The 14890-nt window shown below is 64.6% G+C and carries 12 protein-coding genes; 5 read left to right on the forward strand and 7 right to left on the reverse strand.

Going from position 1 to position 14890, the window contains the following annotated elements:
* Positions 1-34: 34 nt before the first annotated feature.
* A complete protein-coding gene (locus tag ACP7BL_RS03055; RefSeq protein WP_426257590.1) occupies positions 35-2242 on the reverse strand; it encodes a penicillin acylase family protein in 2208 nt (735 codons plus the stop codon).
* A gap of 336 nt (positions 2243-2578) precedes the next feature.
* On the opposite strand from ACP7BL_RS03055, the gene ACP7BL_RS03060 reads away from it, so the two are divergent.
* From ACP7BL_RS03060 to ACP7BL_RS03075, 4 genes are read left to right on the forward strand one after another with little or no spacing between them, the layout of a single operon-like run.
* Positions 2579-3781, forward strand: a complete 1203-nt coding sequence (locus ACP7BL_RS03060; protein ID WP_426257591.1) for an efflux RND transporter periplasmic adaptor subunit — start codon at positions 2579-2581, stop codon at positions 3779-3781.
* Between the two features lie 12 nt (positions 3782-3793).
* The gene (locus tag ACP7BL_RS03065; protein ID WP_426257592.1) at positions 3794-6979 is read left to right on the forward strand and encodes an efflux RND transporter permease subunit; all 3186 of its coding nucleotides are present in this window, start codon (positions 3794-3796) and stop codon (positions 6977-6979) included.
* A gap of 5 nt (positions 6980-6984) precedes the next feature.
* Positions 6985-8448 carry an efflux transporter outer membrane subunit gene (locus ACP7BL_RS03070; protein WP_426257639.1) on the forward strand — a complete coding sequence of 488 codons (1464 nt, stop codon included), beginning with the start codon at positions 6985-6987 and terminating at the stop codon, positions 8446-8448.
* Entirely contained in the window at positions 8448-9269 is an 822-nt protein-coding gene (locus tag ACP7BL_RS03075; protein ID WP_126847788.1) for an HpcH/HpaI aldolase/citrate lyase family protein, read from the forward strand. Before ACP7BL_RS03070 ends, ACP7BL_RS03075 begins: the two co-directional genes overlap by 1 nt.
* Positions 9270-9360: 91 nt before the next feature.
* Here the strand turns inward: ACP7BL_RS03075 and ACP7BL_RS03080 are convergent, their stop codons facing one another.
* Genes ACP7BL_RS03080 through ACP7BL_RS03090 form a run of 3 tightly spaced genes read right to left on the reverse strand, consistent with a single transcriptional unit; the run spans position 9361 to position 11210 of the window.
* The gene (locus ACP7BL_RS03080) at positions 9361-10233 is read right to left on the reverse strand and encodes an S-methyl-5'-thioadenosine phosphorylase (protein WP_426257593.1); all 873 of its coding nucleotides are present in this window, start codon (positions 10231-10233) and stop codon (positions 9361-9363) included.
* Positions 10230-10583, reverse strand: a complete 354-nt coding sequence (locus ACP7BL_RS03085) for a hypothetical protein (protein ID WP_033965665.1) — start codon at positions 10581-10583, stop codon at positions 10230-10232. Before ACP7BL_RS03085 ends, ACP7BL_RS03080 begins: the two co-directional genes overlap by 4 nt.
* A 3-nt stretch (positions 10584-10586) precedes the next feature.
* The gene (locus tag ACP7BL_RS03090; RefSeq protein ID WP_126847792.1) at positions 10587-11210 is read right to left on the reverse strand and encodes a DNA-3-methyladenine glycosylase family protein; all 624 of its coding nucleotides are present in this window, start codon (positions 11208-11210) and stop codon (positions 10587-10589) included.
* A 73-nt stretch (positions 11211-11283) separates the two neighbouring features.
* Here ACP7BL_RS03090 and ACP7BL_RS03095 point away from each other — a divergent pair, with 73 nt between their 5' ends.
* On the forward strand, positions 11284-11601 hold the full coding sequence (locus ACP7BL_RS03095; protein ID WP_126847794.1) for a 2Fe-2S iron-sulfur cluster-binding protein: 318 nt from the start codon (positions 11284-11286) through the stop codon (positions 11599-11601).
* A gap of 35 nt (positions 11602-11636) precedes the next feature.
* Here the strand turns inward: ACP7BL_RS03095 and ACP7BL_RS03100 are convergent, their stop codons facing one another.
* From ACP7BL_RS03100 to ACP7BL_RS03110, 3 genes are all read right to left on the reverse strand, one after another.
* Positions 11637-12416, reverse strand: a complete 780-nt coding sequence (locus ACP7BL_RS03100; RefSeq protein ID WP_260591555.1) for a hypothetical protein — start codon at positions 12414-12416, stop codon at positions 11637-11639.
* A gap of 14 nt (positions 12417-12430) precedes the next feature.
* Positions 12431-13174, reverse strand: a complete 744-nt coding sequence (rlmB, locus tag ACP7BL_RS03105; RefSeq protein WP_033965662.1) for a 23S rRNA (guanosine(2251)-2'-O)-methyltransferase RlmB — start codon at positions 13172-13174, stop codon at positions 12431-12433.
* Positions 13175-13252: 78 nt separating this feature from the next.
* A complete protein-coding gene (locus ACP7BL_RS03110) occupies positions 13253-14863 on the reverse strand; it encodes a M20/M25/M40 family metallo-hydrolase (protein WP_033965661.1) in 1611 nt (536 codons plus the stop codon).
* Positions 14864-14890: the final 27 nt, after the last annotated feature.

The following is a 14890-nucleotide window of genomic DNA, read 5'->3' on the forward strand; positions in this document are numbered from 1 at the left end:
CGTGGTGTCCGCTACAATAGCGCGTGTCGCGCGCCTATTGCGGCCGCGTCGACAGTGGGACGTTGCCGGGGCGGTAGCGTTGCTCGATATGGTTCGCCAGATCGTCGGGGTAGAAATAGACCGGGCGCAGCGCACCCGTTGCATAGCGCGCGGCCTGATCGTTGAAGTGCGGTGAGGCCGGATCGCCGCTCTCTCCGCCTGCAGTCACCGCCCAGGCACGCAGCTTTGGACCGAATTCGACCACTGCGACAAAGCTGTTGCCGCTTGATCCGTAGAGCTTCCTGGTATTGGGATAGGGCTTGGCACCGAATGAAGCGAGGCTCCCCCATTGCGCCGAGGTGAACGGTACGGGGATGCTGGGCCTGGCATCGTCAAAATGTGGGGCGATGGCATCGTCGAGCCGCTGGAATCGATTGATCTTCCCCCAACCGACCCGCCAGTCGCCAAAGTCGCGGTTCAATCGATCTACCGCCTCGCCCAAAGCGGCGAGCTTGCGTTCGGCCGAGACTTGCGTGGCGATCGCTGCAGGCACGTTGATTTGTTCGGATTGGATGAAGCTGCCGACGTCGCGCCACATCTGGCCAGCCCATAGCACGCCAAGCGTCGTCGCCACCGAGTTCGCGCCCCAGCGATAGTCCCATGCCTTCAGTGTCGCGATCGGCTCGGCGAGTTTGGCGCGGCGCGGGTCTTTGCTCGGCAGCGTGTCATACGCCTTTACGAGTGGCGGAATCAGTTCGGCAAAGGCCGGCAAGTAGCTGTCATACGCCGCCGCGATCAGGCGCTGCGGTGTAAAGTCGCGATGCCCGGTGAGTAGCAGGTCGGCATGGACGCCGCGCTGGTTCGGGCCGAATTGATCCATATAGCGCGGATAGTCCTTCGCTTTGGGGCTGTCCGGCCCAGCGGCGCTCCACGGCCAGTCATTGGTGTTGCGCACCCAGCCGGTGCCGGGATTGATCACATTGGGGAGCGACGCGACCGTGTGCAGGCCTTTCCAGTCGGTCGCCGGGTCGCCCCCGTCGACCGCTTTGGTATAGTCGAAGCGGTCGTCGCGCACGGGCACGAATTGCGGGTGAAGATAGGCGATTTCGCCCTTGGCGTCGGCGAACAGCGTGTCGTTCGACGAGTTGGCCTGGCGCTCGGCAACCTTCCTATAGCTGGCGAGATCGTGCGCCTTGGTGCGCAGCCAGCTTTGTTCGAGCGCGGCGACCGGCTTCCACATCAACGCCTCGGCAATCCATTTGCCGCCGCGTTCGGCGACGATCGGGCCGTGGTGTGAGGCATACGTGGTGAAGCTGCGCGATGCGAGCGTCCCGTCGGGCAAGCGATAGGCAAGGGTGATCGGATTGGTGCGATAGGGGCGGACGTCCTTGCCATAGACGTAGAACCGCCCGTACCGGGTCAGTGCGGTTTGTTCAGCAAATTCATCGACATTGTCGACCCCGGATGAGGTGTGCATCCACCCGGCTTGCTCGTTAAAGCCCTGATAGATGAAGAACTGCCCCCAGGTGGAGGCACCATAAGCGTTCAGCCCCTCACCGCTGGTCATTTGCAATTCGGACCGGAAATAGAAGCTGGTGTGCGGATTGATCAGCAGCAGCGCGTGGCCGTCCACGGTGTTTTTGGGAGCGATGGCGATGCCGTTCGATCCGCGCGGCTCGCGCGGCACCGGGCCGACATCTTCCACCGCCACGGCGATCTTCTGTCCGCCATAGAAAGCGGCGAGTTCCGCCAGCGAAATGCGTTCGATATCGCCGCTGATGCTGCCTTCGGTGAAGGACAGCGCCATCCACGGTTCGAAGTGCGTCAGCACCTTGGGGTGCACCTGCGGGTGCGTCGCCAGATAATAGTTCAGCCCATCGGCCCAGGCGGTCATCAGCCGTTGCAGCCAGTCCGGGCTGGCGCGGTATTGCGCCTGCAGATCGACCGGATCGACATAGAGCCGCTGGCGTAGATCGGCCCAGATTGCCCCTTCGCCTTCGGTTTCGGCGGTGCGGCCAAGCACGGTCAGGTAATTGGCTTCGATCCGGCTGAAATCGTCCTCGGCTTGGGCATAGATTGCGCCAAACACGGCATCGGCGTCGCTTTGGCCGACGACATGGGCGATGCCCCATGTGTCTCGGGTGATCGTGACGCGCGCGGCTTGCTCCTGCCAGTGCGCCTGGTCGCTCGGCGCAGGTGCCGCAGCGGTGACGAGAAAAGCGGTCGCGGCGAACAGCACGCGGGCGGATCGGACGGTGCTCATGGGCGGGAGGCTATCGGGCATTATCCGCGACCACAATCACCGTCTGGCGCGCGATGCTTCAAATCTCTGGTCCAATCGCCCGCCCGGCTCCGGGCGCGGCAAGGGCCGCTGACGGTACACGCCTTTGGCACTGGCGCTCGCGCGGCAGGCGCTTGTAATAATAGTGACCTTTATCAGGCATATAGCCAAATCAATCCGGTATTTTACGGATGCTCTATTGCATTGCCGCGCCGTCGTTCTCATTTCTACACACGATTACGAGCAGGCCTGCCGGAGAAGCGGGCTGCGTGGCGGGGGTGCATTCAGACCATGATGCTCGTAGGGATCAAAGCGCCGATGACAATGATGCCTGGCCGTATGGGCTTGATCGCCTTCGCGAGCGCTATTCTGGCCTTGTCTGCATGTTCCACAAAGGCCCCGCCGCCGCCGCCCACGCCGCAAGTCAGCGTGGCGCTGCCGTTGCAACGCGAGGTGGTCGACTGGGACGAATATGTCGGGCGGTTTGAGGCGATTCAGGACGTCCAGCTGCTCCCGCGCGTATCCGGCACCATCGATCGGATCTTTTTCTCCAACGGCCAGCACGTGCGCGCCGGGGAGGCGCTGTTTACGATCGATCCGCGTCCTTATGCGGCTGCGTTGGCACAGGCGCGCGCGCAGGTTGCCAAGGCACAGGCGGCGCTGACCAATGCCCAGTCCGAGTTGGCACGCGCGGACAAGCTGCTGGCGGCCGAGGCGATCAGCAAGGAAGAATATGAGACCAAGCTGGCGGCGGTGCGCACCGCGCAGGCCGACTTGGGTGCTGGCCGCGCCAATGTAACGACGGCTGAGCTTAATCTTGGCTTCACGACGGTCCGTTCGCCGATCACCGGGGTCGTTTCCGATCGCCGCGTGAGCAAGGGCAATTATGCGACGGCCGCGACGACCGTGCTGACCCGCGTCGTCTCCACCGACCCGATCTGGTTTTCCTTCGAAGGCGCGGAGAGCTTCTATCTGAAATATCTGCGCCAGGCCAAAGCGGGCGAGCGAGGGTCTTCCCGCAACACCCCCAACCCGGTCGAGGTTCAGCTCGGCGACGAGAAGGGGTATCGCTGGCATGGCCGGATGGAGTTCGTCGACAATGCGGTCGACCCCAATTCGGGCACCATCCGCGCGCATGCCGTCATCGCCAATCCCGACGGCTTTTTGACGCCGGGGTTGTTCGGTCGCGCACGGTTGCTGGGCTCGGGCCATTACAAAGCGATGCTGGTGCCTGATGAGGCCATTCTTACCGACCAGACCCGGAAGCTGGTTTATGTCGTCGGCCAGGATGGCAAGGTCGTCGCGCGTCCGGTTGAAACCGGCCCGCAGGTGGAGGGGTTGCGCGTCGTCAAATCCGGCCTGGCACCCACCGAACATGTCGTGATCGATGGCATTACGACGTTGCAGCCGGGCATGACGGTGAAGCAAAATCTGGTGAAGATGCAGCCCAAAGCGGCAGATACTGCACCGCAATCTACCCAGGAAACCGCACCGCCCGCTTCTGACGCAACCGCCAATTAAGGCCCCGCGCCCGTGAAATTTCCCCACTTCTTCATAGATCGACCGATCTTCGCGGCGGTGCTGTCGATCCTGATCGTCGTGTTCGGCGTGATCGTGTATCCGTCCTTGCCGGTCGCGCAATATCCGCAGATCGCGCCGCCAACCGTGGTGGTCAGCGCGACCTTCCCCGGCGCGAATGCGGAGACGCTTGCCGAAACCGTCGCCGCGCCGCTCGAGGAATCGATCAACGGCGTCGAGAACATGATCTACATGTCCTCATCGGCCACTGGGGACGGATCGCTCGCGATTACGGTGACCTTCAAGCAGGGGACCGATGTCGATCAGGCGCAGGTGTTGGTGCAGAACCGCGTCTCCACCGCCGAGCCGCGCCTGCCGACCGAAGTCCGCCAAATTGGCGTGACGGTGCGCAAGAATTCGCCCGATATCCTGTTGGTCATCGCGCTGACCTCCCCCGACGGATCGTTGAACGAATCCTACGTGTCGAACTATGCGACCACGCAAATCATCGACCGGATCTCGCGGATTCCCGGTGTCGGTGGCGTGCGCAGCTTCGGCGGTCGCGATTACAATATGCGGCTGTGGATCGATCCCGATCGCGCCGCCGCGCGCAATCTGACGGTCGATGAAATCGTCGCGGCGGTCAGCGCGCAGAACGTACAGGTCGCGGCCGGTGCGGTCGGTGCACCGCCGTTCAACCAGGGCGGCACGGCCTTCCAGCTTGGCATCCAGGCGACGGGGCGGCTGACCACGCCCGATCAGTTCGGCGAAATCATCATAAAACGCGACACCGAGGGTCGGCTGACGCGGCTGCGCGATGTCGCGCGGATCGAGCTGGGCGCGCAGGATTATACGATCAACGCGGCCCTCAACGGCAAGCACATGACCGCGCTCGGCATCACGCAATTGCCTGGATCGAACGCGCTGAGCACGGCCGAAGCGGTGAAGGCGGAAGTCGCTCGCGCCGCGAAAAGCTTTCCGCCCGGCCTGAGCTATTCGATCCCGTATAATCCGACGGAATATATTCAGGCGTCGATCGAGGCGGTCGAGCATACGCTGGTCGAGGCGCTGGTGCTGGTGGCGCTGGTGGTTTTGCTGTTCCTGCAAAGCTGGCGCGCGGCGATCATCCCGATCGTGGCGATCCCGGTGTCGTTGATCGGCAGCTTGGCGGTGCTTGGCGGTTTCGGGTTCAGCCTCAACAACCTGTCGCTGTTCGGGATGGTGCTGGCGATCGGCATCGTGGTCGACGATGCGATCGTGGTGGTCGAGAATATCGAACGCTTGATGGAAGAGGAGGGAATTTCTCCTCGCGAGGCAGCGCACAAGACGATGGACGAGGTGTCCGGCGCGTTGATCGCGATCGCGCTGGTGCTGTGCGGCGTGTTCATTCCGACCAGCTTCATTCCCGGCATATCGGGGCAATTCTATCAGCAGTTTGCGTTGACGATCGTGTCGGCGACGGCAATCTCGGCGTTTGTGTCGTTGACGCTGTCGCCCGCCCTCGCGGCGATGGTGCTCAAGCCAAAGCATGACGAGGAGCCTAAGCCGGGTTGGCGGGGGTGGGGCACGCGCTTTGCCCGTGGATTCAATCGCGGCTTCGATTGGCTCGGTCGGAACTTCGGCAAGTTCACCGCGCGCGCTGTTCGCAGTCTCGCGATCGTCGGAATCGCTTATGTTATCCTGATCTGTCTCGCCGGATGGCGTTTTACCGCGACCGCGACTGGCTTCATTCCGGCGCAGGATCAGGGGTATTTGATCGTCGCGGCGCAATTGCCGCCGGGATCGTCGCTGCAAAGGACGACCGAATTGATCCAGCGCGCGAGCGATATCGCGCGCAAGAACCCGGCAACGCGCGACACGGTCGCCTTTTCCGGCCTCGACGGTGCCACCTTCTCGACCGCCTCGAATGGCGGCGCGATGTTCATCACCCTGAAGCCCCGCGCGGATCGCGCCGATGCAACCCTTATCGCCAACCAGATGCGGCAAGCCTTCGCACCGCTTTCGGGCGGTTTGCTGTTGGTCATCCCGCCACCGCCCGTCGCCGGCATCGGCACGGGCGGCGGCTGGAAAATGCTGATCGAGGATCGCTCCAACCTCGGTTACAAGGCGTTGGAGGGGGCCGCATTCGCAATGATGATGAAGGCCAATCAGACGCCGGGCATTACCTCAGCCTTCACTACCTTCAACACCCGCACTCCACGCCTGTTCGCCGATATCGATCGCGAGCGGGCCGAGCAGATGGGCGTGCCGGTTTCGAACGTGTTTTCGACGCTCGGCACCTATCTCGGTTCGGCGTACATCAACGACTTCAACTATCTGGGGCGCACCTACCGGGTGACCGCGCAGGCCGACGCGCCGTATCGCGACCAGATTTCGGATGTCGGGCACCTGCGCACCCGATCGGCAGCCGGAAACATGGTGCCGCTCGACGCGGTGATGACGCTCCGCAACGATAGCGGCCCGTACCGCGTGGTACGCTACAACCTCTATCCCTCGGCCGAACTGCAGGGCGACACGGTGCCCGGTTATTCCTCGGGGCAGAGCTTGCAGACGATGGCACGGCTGGCCGATCAGATCCTGCCCAAGGGCATGAGCTACGAATGGACCGAAATCGCCTTCCAGCAAACGCAGGCGGGCAATACCGGCTCGCTGGTGTTCGGTTTGGCGGTGTTGTTCGTATTCCTGCTGTTGGCGGCCAATTATGAAAGCCTGGTGCTGCCCTTCGCCGTCATCCTGATCGTCCCGATGTGCCTGTTGGCGGCGATCGTGGGGGTGAACATCATGGGGATGGACAATAACATCCTGACGCAGATCGGCTTGGTCGTGCTGATCGGGCTTGCGGCGAAGAACGCGATCCTGATCGTCGAGTTTGCCCGCGCGAACGAAGATCAAGGGATGGAATTGCACGCGGCGGCCGAACACGCCGCCGAGCAGCGCTTGCGCCCGATCGTGATGACCTCGATTGCCTTCATCCTCGGCGTGTTACCGCTGGTGATCAGTTCGGGACCTGGTTCGGAAATGCGTAAGGCACTGGGCGTGGCGGTGTTCTTCGGGATGATTGGCGTGACGACCTTTGGCCTGCTGTTCACGCCGAGCTTCTACGTCATCAGCCGCAAGGGGGGCGATTGGGTTGCCAGCAAGCTCCGCCGCAAGCCGCGTGTGGCGACGGCGGGCGACCATGTAGAGGGTAATCCAGCATGACCCGCATGGTGCGTATCCTCGGGCTGACGCTGCCCGCGCTGGCATTGTCGGCCTGCGTCGTCGGCCCCAATTACAGTCGCCCGACCACGCCCGTTGCCGCCAGCGGCGGTGGCTTCGTCGAAGCGCGCGCCGGTGCGGCAGTCGCAGCAACACCGCTGCCCGAGCATTGGTGGCGGCTCTATGACGATCCATCGGTCGACCGGCTGGTAACCGAGGCGCTGGCACACAATACCGATATCCGCGTCGCCGCCGCCAATCTGGAGCGCGCGCGCGCGGTTTTGTCCGAACAGACGGGCGCGCGGCTACCGACCACCAGCCCGAGTGCGCAATATAGCCGCCAACAGGCCAATAGCGCGAGCGCCGCAGCCTTTGGCGGCGCTGCCGCCGCGCCGCAGACCTTTCGCTTCGATAGCTTCAAGCTGGGCTTCGATGCGTCGTACGAGGTCGACCTGTTTGGCGGCGTGACGCGGGCGATCGAGGCAGCGCGCGGCGATGCGCAGGCGGCACAGGCGCAGCTGGATGCGGCGCGCGTGTCGGTCGCCGCCGAAACCGCGCGGGCCTATGCCAGCGCCTGCAGCAATGCCGAGCAACGCGCGGTCGCGGTCGAGACGGTGGCGCTGCAACAGCGCACGCTGGGGCTGACCAACACGCTGTTCGCCGCAGGGCGCGGCACGCGGCGCGATGTGGAGCGCGCCGACGTCCTGCTCGCGCAGACGCAGGCGAGCATTCCGGGCTTTGAGGCCGAACGCCGCGCGTCGCTTTATGCGCTGGCGGTGTTGACCGGTCTGCCGCCCGCGCAAGTCGATGCCGCCGCTGATGCGTGCAAGGCTCCGCCGACGATGCACACCGTGGTGCCCGTCGGTGATGGAGCGGCGTTGATCGCGCGCCGCCCCGATCTGCGAGCCGCCGAGCGTACGCTCGCGGCGGATACGGCGCGGGTCGGGGTGGCCGTGGCTGATCTCTATCCCAAGATCTCGTTGCTGGGCAGCATTGGCCTCAACGCCACGCGCGGCAGCCAGTTGTTCAAGAGCAGCGCGGCCAATTATTCGTTCGGGCCGCTTATTTCGTGGAGCTTCCCCAACCAGACCGTTGCGCGCGCAAGGATCCGGGAGGCGCGCGCCGGAGCCGATGCCAGCCTTGCGACATTCGATGGCAAGGTGCTCGGCGCGCTGAGCGAAGTGGAGCAAGCGCTCGCGCGCTATGCCGGGGCGCTGGAGCGCAACGCCGCTTTGCGCCGTGCCGAAGCGGCAAGCACTTCGGCGGCGAAGCTGTCGCAAGTGCGGTTCAATTATGGGGCGGACAGTTTCCTGCTGCTGATCGAGGCCGAGCGCGACCGGGCCGATGCGCGTGCCGCTCTGGCACAATCGGATGCGGCGGTCGCCGATGCGCAGATCAGCCTGTTCAAGGCGCTGGGCGGTGGCTGGGAAGACGCGCCTGCGCCAACCCGGCGGGAGGCCGCGGCCCAATAATGCGCACGCTTCGCAGTGCCCTGTTCATGCCGGCGTCGAACGCGCGCGCGATCGAGAAGGCGCGGGGCCTGGCCTGCGATGCCGTGATTCTCGATCTGGAGGACGCCGTCGCGCCCGAGGCCAAAGCGAGCGCCCGTATTCAGGCGATGCAAGCGGCGGCGGATGGCGGGTTTGGCACGCGGACGTTGGCGCTGCGGATCAACGCATTCGATAGCGAATGGGGCATCGCCGATTGCGAGGCTGCGCGTGACGCCGGGTTCGACGCGATCGTCCTGCCCAAGGTGTCGCACCCCGATGATCTGTCGGCAGCGCGCGCACTGCTCGGCGAGGTTCCGCTGTGGGCGATGATCGAGACGTGCGCGGCGATGCTCGCATTGCCTGCGATCGCCGCGACGCGTGGGCTGGGCTGTCTGATCGCGGGTACTAACGATCTGGCCAAGGACATGCGCTGCACACCGGGTGCCGACCGCCTGCCGCTGCTGCCGCATCTGACCGCCATCGTGACGGCGGCCCGCGCGCATGGCCTGATCGCGCTCGACGGGGTGTCGAATGTGCTGGCCGAAACGCCCGAACTGGCGGCGGAATGCGCGCAGGGGGCGGCGTTCGGTTTCGATGGCAAGACGCTGATCCACCCGGCGCAAATCGCGCTCACCAACCGCGCCTTCGCGCCGTCGGCCGAGCGCGTTGCATGGGCGGAGGCGGTGATCGCGGCCTTTGCGCAGCCGGAAAACGCCGACAAAGGCGCGATCCGCGTCCAGGGCGAGATGGTCGAGCGGTTGCACCTGAGCGAAGCCGAGCGGATCGTCGCGCTCGCACGCTGAGCGGCCCCGGCGTAGCCGCCTTTGTCCCTTCTTCATGGCTTTGTGTGAGAAAAGGCTCGCACGAAGACACAAAGCCACGAAGATAGCAGGGTTATTTGCCCAGCACGCGCCCGGCCACCGCATCCAGCATCGCCAGTACGCCCGGATCGCGCGACGCGGGGGCGGTGATCAGCGCGTGGTCGAGCACGGTGTCGAGCGGGGAGGGCGTGCGCTCGCTTGGCAGGGCTGCGACCAAAGCCGCCAACGCCTTGCGTGCGATTTCGCCGTTTGAGCCCATTTGCTTGATGACTTCGGCCACTTCGACGAACGCGGCTTCCTCGCGCCAGCAATCATAGTCGGTGACCATTCCGATCAGCGCATAGGGCATCTCCGCTTCGCGGGCGAGCTTGGCCTCGGGCATTGCGGTCATGCCGATCACGTCGGCACCCCATTGGCGGTAGAGGAGGCTTTCCGCGCGGCTGGAGAATTGCGGGCCTTCCATCGCCAGATAGGTGGCACCCTTGGTCACTGCGCCGCCCGCTGCTGCGACCGCCACCGCCGCATAGCCCGACAGGCGCGGGCAGACCGGTTCGGCCATCGACACGTGCGCGACCATGCCGGTGCCGAAGAAGCTCGATGAACGCGCGACGGTGCGATCGATAAACTGATCGACCACCACGAAATGCCCCGGCGGCAATTCTTCGCGCAGCGACCCGATCGACGAAATGGCGACTATGTCGGTGCAGCCGCTGCGCTTCAGCGCGTCGATATTGGCGCGGAAGTTGAGCTCCGACGGGCTGATGCGATGCCCGCGTCCGTGGCGCGGCAGAAAGACGAGTTCGACGTCGCCGATCGACCCGAACAGCAATTCGTCCGACGGCTGCCCCCATGGCGTATCGACGCGGTGCCAGCGCGGATTGTGCAAGGCATCGATCGCGTACAGGCCCGATCCGCCGATGACGCCCAGTTTCCACTTTCCGCTCATGCGGGTTTCCCTTCCTGTGATTCCAGCCGTGCCAGCCACGCTTGCGCTTGCTTTGGTTCGCCGACGGCGTGTGCCGATACGGGGCCGCGCGATGCAACAAAATCCGCGTGGAGCGCAAAGGGCGGCATCGATAATTGTTCGCGCAGTTGATCGGCGGTTTCGCCCAATTCGGTCAGTTCCAGCACCGTCGGGGCCGCCTTGGCGGCGTGAGCCCGGTCTTTGGTGTGGCCGAACAAGCCCCACTGGCCCGCCGCCGTCCGCTGCAGCGCGGCGAGCAGCAGCGTGCGATATTCGGTTTCGATTTCGGCGCGACGGTCGTCGAGCCGGGCGAGGCGGTCTGCTTTTGCCATGGCTCAGACGACCGTCATGTCGCTTTGATAATGATGCCAGGCGAAGATCGCGGCGGCCCCACGGTGCGGACGCCACGGCTCGGCCAGGTCACGCACCAGCTTCTCGCTTGGGCGCGCCTCGTGGCCGAGGATACGGCCAATTTCAATTTGCACCGCCAGGTCGCCCGCCGGCCAGATGTCGGTCCGGCCTTCTGCGAACAGCAGATAGATTTCGGCGGACCAGCGCCCGATGCCCTTGACCGCGACCAGCTTGGCGATGGCTTCCTCGTCATCCGCAGGCAGATGGTGCAGATCGAGTTCGCCGCTCGCCACCAACGCCGCGAGGCTGCGCGCATAACCCGCTTTCTGGCGCGACAGGCCCGCCTCGCGCAGCGTCTCGTCGGTTGCGCCAGTGATATTGGCCGGGTCGTCGAGCGACCCGACCAGCCCTTCGAGCTTGTTCCAGACGCTCTGCGCGGCCTTGGTGCTGACCTGTTGCCCGATGATGGTGCGCAGCAGCGTGGCATAGCCCCGCTCGCGCAGGCGCGGCGCGGGATACCCGACGCGGGCGAGTGCGGCGGCAAAGGCTGGTTCCCGTTCCGCCAGCGCGTCCAGCGCGGTTTTCAACTGGTCGGCGCTGAGGCCCATGCGGTGATACCTTGATCGGGGCCGCTTCTGGCGGCATGGCGGTGGAGACAGTGGCTATCGCAAAGGATCGTTCATGCCCAAGCTTATCGTCGTGACCCGCGAAGGGGAAGAACGGGAGATCGAAGGCGATGCCGGCCTTTCGGTGATGGAAGTCATCCGCGACGCGGGGATCGATGAAATTCTGGCGCTGTGCGGCGGGTGCTGTTCATGCGCGACCTGCCACGTTCATGTCGACCCGGACTTTGCGGCCAAACTGCCCAAGATGAGCGAAGACGAGAACGATCTGCTCGATTCCTCGGCCGACCGCGACGCGACCTCGCGCCTGTCGTGCCAGATCGAACTGACCGATGCGCTGGACGGGCTGAAGGTCCGCATCGCCGCCGAGGATTGAGGCGGCAAGCGGGCGGCGCGGTCGCCGCCCGTACCCTATTTGAAGCGTAACACCGCCGTTGGTGCATCCTTGGTGGTCGGTGTCGCCTTCCACGTCACGGTCTTGCGCGTGCCCGTCGTCACCGCACCATCTTCCTGATTCTGGCTGACGATCTCGGCATCGGTATCGAGCGTGAAGGTGCCGTCGAGCTGGCTTGTCGGCCCCTTGTCGGTCATGCCGCCTGCCAGCCCCTTGCTGGCGTCGCTCTGATTGGCATAGCCCGGTGCCTTGATCCGCACCGTATTGTTCGCCCGCACTTCCAGCGCGATGAACGGAAACAGCACCTCCGCGTCCAGATTGTACGGCCACAGGAAGCCGCGATCGAGCGTGCCGGAAATGGCATAGTCGATGCTGAACTTGCCATCGCCGAGATAGCTCACCTTGCGATAGCCAATTTCCTTGGCGAGCGTCGCGGCGATCGCGCGGTTCTTGGCGTCGGTTGCGGCCTTGCCGTCGGTTTCGGCGGGCTTGGTGTCCTTCGGGACCGGTTTCTGCTTGGCGATTTTCTGGAGCGTGGGTTCTTCATCGTCGGTGGCGGCGGGGTCGGTCCCCTTGGCATCGCCGTCGCCGCCATCCTTCATACCCTTGGCGAACTCGCCGCCCAAATCGACCGCGATCACCTCCCCGACATAGGTGAAGGTGAAGTGCCGGTCGGCGTCGATCCGCAAGCTCGACACGAACGTGCCGGGGGTCAGCACGCAGCTGGCCAAGGCAAATGGCAAGAGCAGCACGCCCAGCAGCTTTAGCGTCAGCCGCCGCGCGAGACGTGCCGTCATGTCGAACCTCCCGTTCAGCGTGACGCCACCGCGTACAGCGCGATGGCCGCTGCGTTCGACACGTTCAGGCTTTCAACCTTATGGGAGATCGGCAAACGCGCAAGCTCGTCGCAATGCGATGCCGTATTCTGCCGCATCCCTTCGCCCTCGGCACCCAGCACCAGCGCGACGCGCTGCGTGCCCATTGCCTGGGTTAAGGTCTGCGTAGCCTCGCCGGTCAGCCCGACGCGCCAGAAACCGGCTTCAGCGATCTCCTCGAGCGCGCGCGCGAGGTTGACCACACGCACCCATGGCACGATTTCGAGCGCACCCGAGGCCGCCCGCGCGATCGTGCCCGATTCGGGTGGCGCATGCCGGTCGGGCGTGACAATGCCGAGCGCATCGAACGCGGCGGCCGAGCGCATGATCGCGCCGACATTGTGCGGGTCGGTCACCTGGTCGAGCACCAGCAACGGGCGCTGGTCGCCTTCGCCCTGCTGCAGCAAATCGCCGAGCCACATATCCTCCAGCGGATCGACCTCAGCCACCAGCCCCTGATGCGGGGCATCGCCCGGCACCAGCCGTGCGAGATCGGCAACATCGGCATAGACGATCGGGATCACCGGCGGGATGTCGAGGCTGGCGGCGGCCTCACGCGTCACCCAGAGCTTGCGCACTACCCGTTCGGGGTTGGCGAGTGCTGCGGTGACGGCGTGGCGTCCCCAAAAACGGGGGCGACCGGCAGGGGCCTGTGACGGGCGATGTCCACGGCGAGCCATCAGTTGGTCTCCACGATCGAAGCGCGCAGCGCGCGCGCAGTAAGCATAAGGTCAAAGGCAAGCGGTACAGACACGGGTTTATTCATCCTCGTCGGAATAAGCGAAAGGCTCGGTCACCGCCGGTTTGGTCGGCAAGGGCGGGCGGGGCAGGGCCTTTTCGGCATTGGCGGCATTGACCAGGAACGACGCGAGAATGGTCGAGGCCTGGCGCATGTCATTGCCCTTCAAATGGTCGAAGGTGTCGATGCTGGAATGGTGGACGCGGCTGTCATAGTCGAGCGGATCCTGGATGAACTGGAAGCCGGGCGCGCCGACCGCCTGCATGAAGACATGGTCGGTGCCGCCGGTGGTGCGGATCACCACGTCCTTCGCCCCCATCGGGCCGAACGGGGCGAGCCACTCGCGGAAGATCGGCACCACCGCCGGATTGTTCTCGGCATAGATGCCGCGCACCTTGCCCGAGCCATTGTCGAGGTTGAAATACGCGGCCAGCTCGCCCCAGCCGGGCTTTGGCGTGATCGGCCAACGGTTGGACCAGCCCATGTACAGCGCAAGCCCGGTCTGTTTCGGGTCGCTCGGGTTGCCACGCGTGGCGAGGTGGCTTTCGACATAAGAAAGCGAGCCGAGCAAGCCCTGCTCCTCGCCCGCCCACAAGGCGAAGCGGATCGTGCGCTTGGGGCGGATGCCGGTTTTGGCGATGATCCGCGCGGCTTCCATCACCATTGCCGAGCCGGCACCATTGTCGGCAGCACCATCGCCCGCGACCCACGAATCGAGATGGGCACCGGCCATCACATAACCGGCCTTGGGATCGGAACCGGGGATTTCGGCGATGACGTTATAGGCGCGCGTGTCGCTATCGTCGAAGCGCACGTCGCTGTTGATCTCCACTGTCGGTGCAGGGCCGATCTTGGCGAGGCGGGCAAGGCGGCGATAATCCTCCGCTGCGATCTGAACTGCGGGCAGCGACGGCGTATCGCCGACCCCGAAGGTGTAGCCCTCGCCGCTGACGAGTTTGCCGTCGCGATACGCCATCGTCGCCATTGCGACCGCCCCCTCGCTCTTCAGGAAGGCATCGAGCTTCTTCGCAAAATCGAGGCGCTTCAGGCGGCGGTCGGCGGCTTCGGGATTGTAGGTGGGCTGTTGATATTGGTCGAGCTTGCCAAGTTCTTCGCCGGTATAGCGCTGGAAGGGAGCCTCGCCCGGTTCGGAGCCAGTGTTGGGCAGCGTGACCATGACGATCTTGCCCGACAGCTTGCCGCGCCACTTGTCGAAATCGCGCACGCGTGAAATCGGCGCGACGATGACCGGTGCCGCAATCGGCCCGTTGGTGCCGGGCGTCCACGCAATGGGGATCGCGGTGAGCTGGATCGGGCGCGGGGTCAGCATCTTCACGCTGGAACTGACGATGGACCAGCCGCGACCGAAATCGAAGCCTTCCTTGTGGACGTTCTTCAGCCCCCATTCGGTGAACTTCGCCTGGGTCCAGGTCTCCGCCGTGCGCATCGCGGGGGAATTGGTCATGCGCGGGCCGATCACGTCGGCGAGATGTTCTGCGGTCAGCATCACTTCGCTATGGGCAATGCCCTCGTCGATGATTCGCGTGGTTTGCGTGCGATCAACCGACTGGCCGAGCGCGGGCGCGGTGACGAGCGCTGCGCAGGTGGCAAGAAGCAAGACACGACGCATGATGAAACCCCCAACGAAAAATGACTG

This window comes from Sphingomonas sp. DC1600-2, assembly GCF_049897605.1.
Lineage (GTDB): Bacteria > Pseudomonadota > Alphaproteobacteria > Sphingomonadales > Sphingomonadaceae > Sphingomonas.

Excerpts from the sequence above, each read along its gene's own strand:
- ACP7BL_RS03085 (WP_033965665.1), bottom strand. The coding sequence starts at position 10,583 with ATGGCAAAAGCAGACCGCCTCGCCCGGCTCGACGACCGTCGCGCCGAA.
- ACP7BL_RS03060 (WP_426257591.1), top strand. The coding sequence starts at position 2,579 with ATGACAATGATGCCTGGCCGTATGGGCTTGATCGCCTTCGCGAGCGCT.
- ACP7BL_RS03100 (WP_260591555.1), bottom strand. The coding sequence starts at position 12,416 with ATGACGGCACGTCTCGCGCGGCGGCTGACGCTAAAGCTGCTGGGCGTG.
- ACP7BL_RS03095 (WP_126847794.1), top strand. The coding sequence starts at position 11,284 with ATGCCCAAGCTTATCGTCGTGACCCGCGAAGGGGAAGAACGGGAGATC.
- ACP7BL_RS03110 (WP_033965661.1), bottom strand. The coding sequence starts at position 14,863 with ATGCGTCGTGTCTTGCTTCTTGCCACCTGCGCAGCGCTCGTCACCGCG.
- ACP7BL_RS03075 (WP_126847788.1), top strand. The coding sequence starts at position 8,448 with ATGCGCACGCTTCGCAGTGCCCTGTTCATGCCGGCGTCGAACGCGCGC.
- ACP7BL_RS03090 (WP_126847792.1), bottom strand. The coding sequence starts at position 11,210 with ATGGGCCTCAGCGCCGACCAGTTGAAAACCGCGCTGGACGCGCTGGCG.
- ACP7BL_RS03055 (WP_426257590.1), bottom strand. The coding sequence starts at position 2,242 with ATGAGCACCGTCCGATCCGCCCGCGTGCTGTTCGCCGCGACCGCTTTT.
- ACP7BL_RS03080 (WP_426257593.1), bottom strand. The coding sequence starts at position 10,233 with ATGAGCGGAAAGTGGAAACTGGGCGTCATCGGCGGATCGGGCCTGTAC.
- ACP7BL_RS03070 (WP_426257639.1), top strand. The coding sequence starts at position 6,985 with ATGGTGCGTATCCTCGGGCTGACGCTGCCCGCGCTGGCATTGTCGGCC.
- rlmB (WP_033965662.1), bottom strand. The coding sequence starts at position 13,174 with ATGGCTCGCCGTGGACATCGCCCGTCACAGGCCCCTGCCGGTCGCCCC.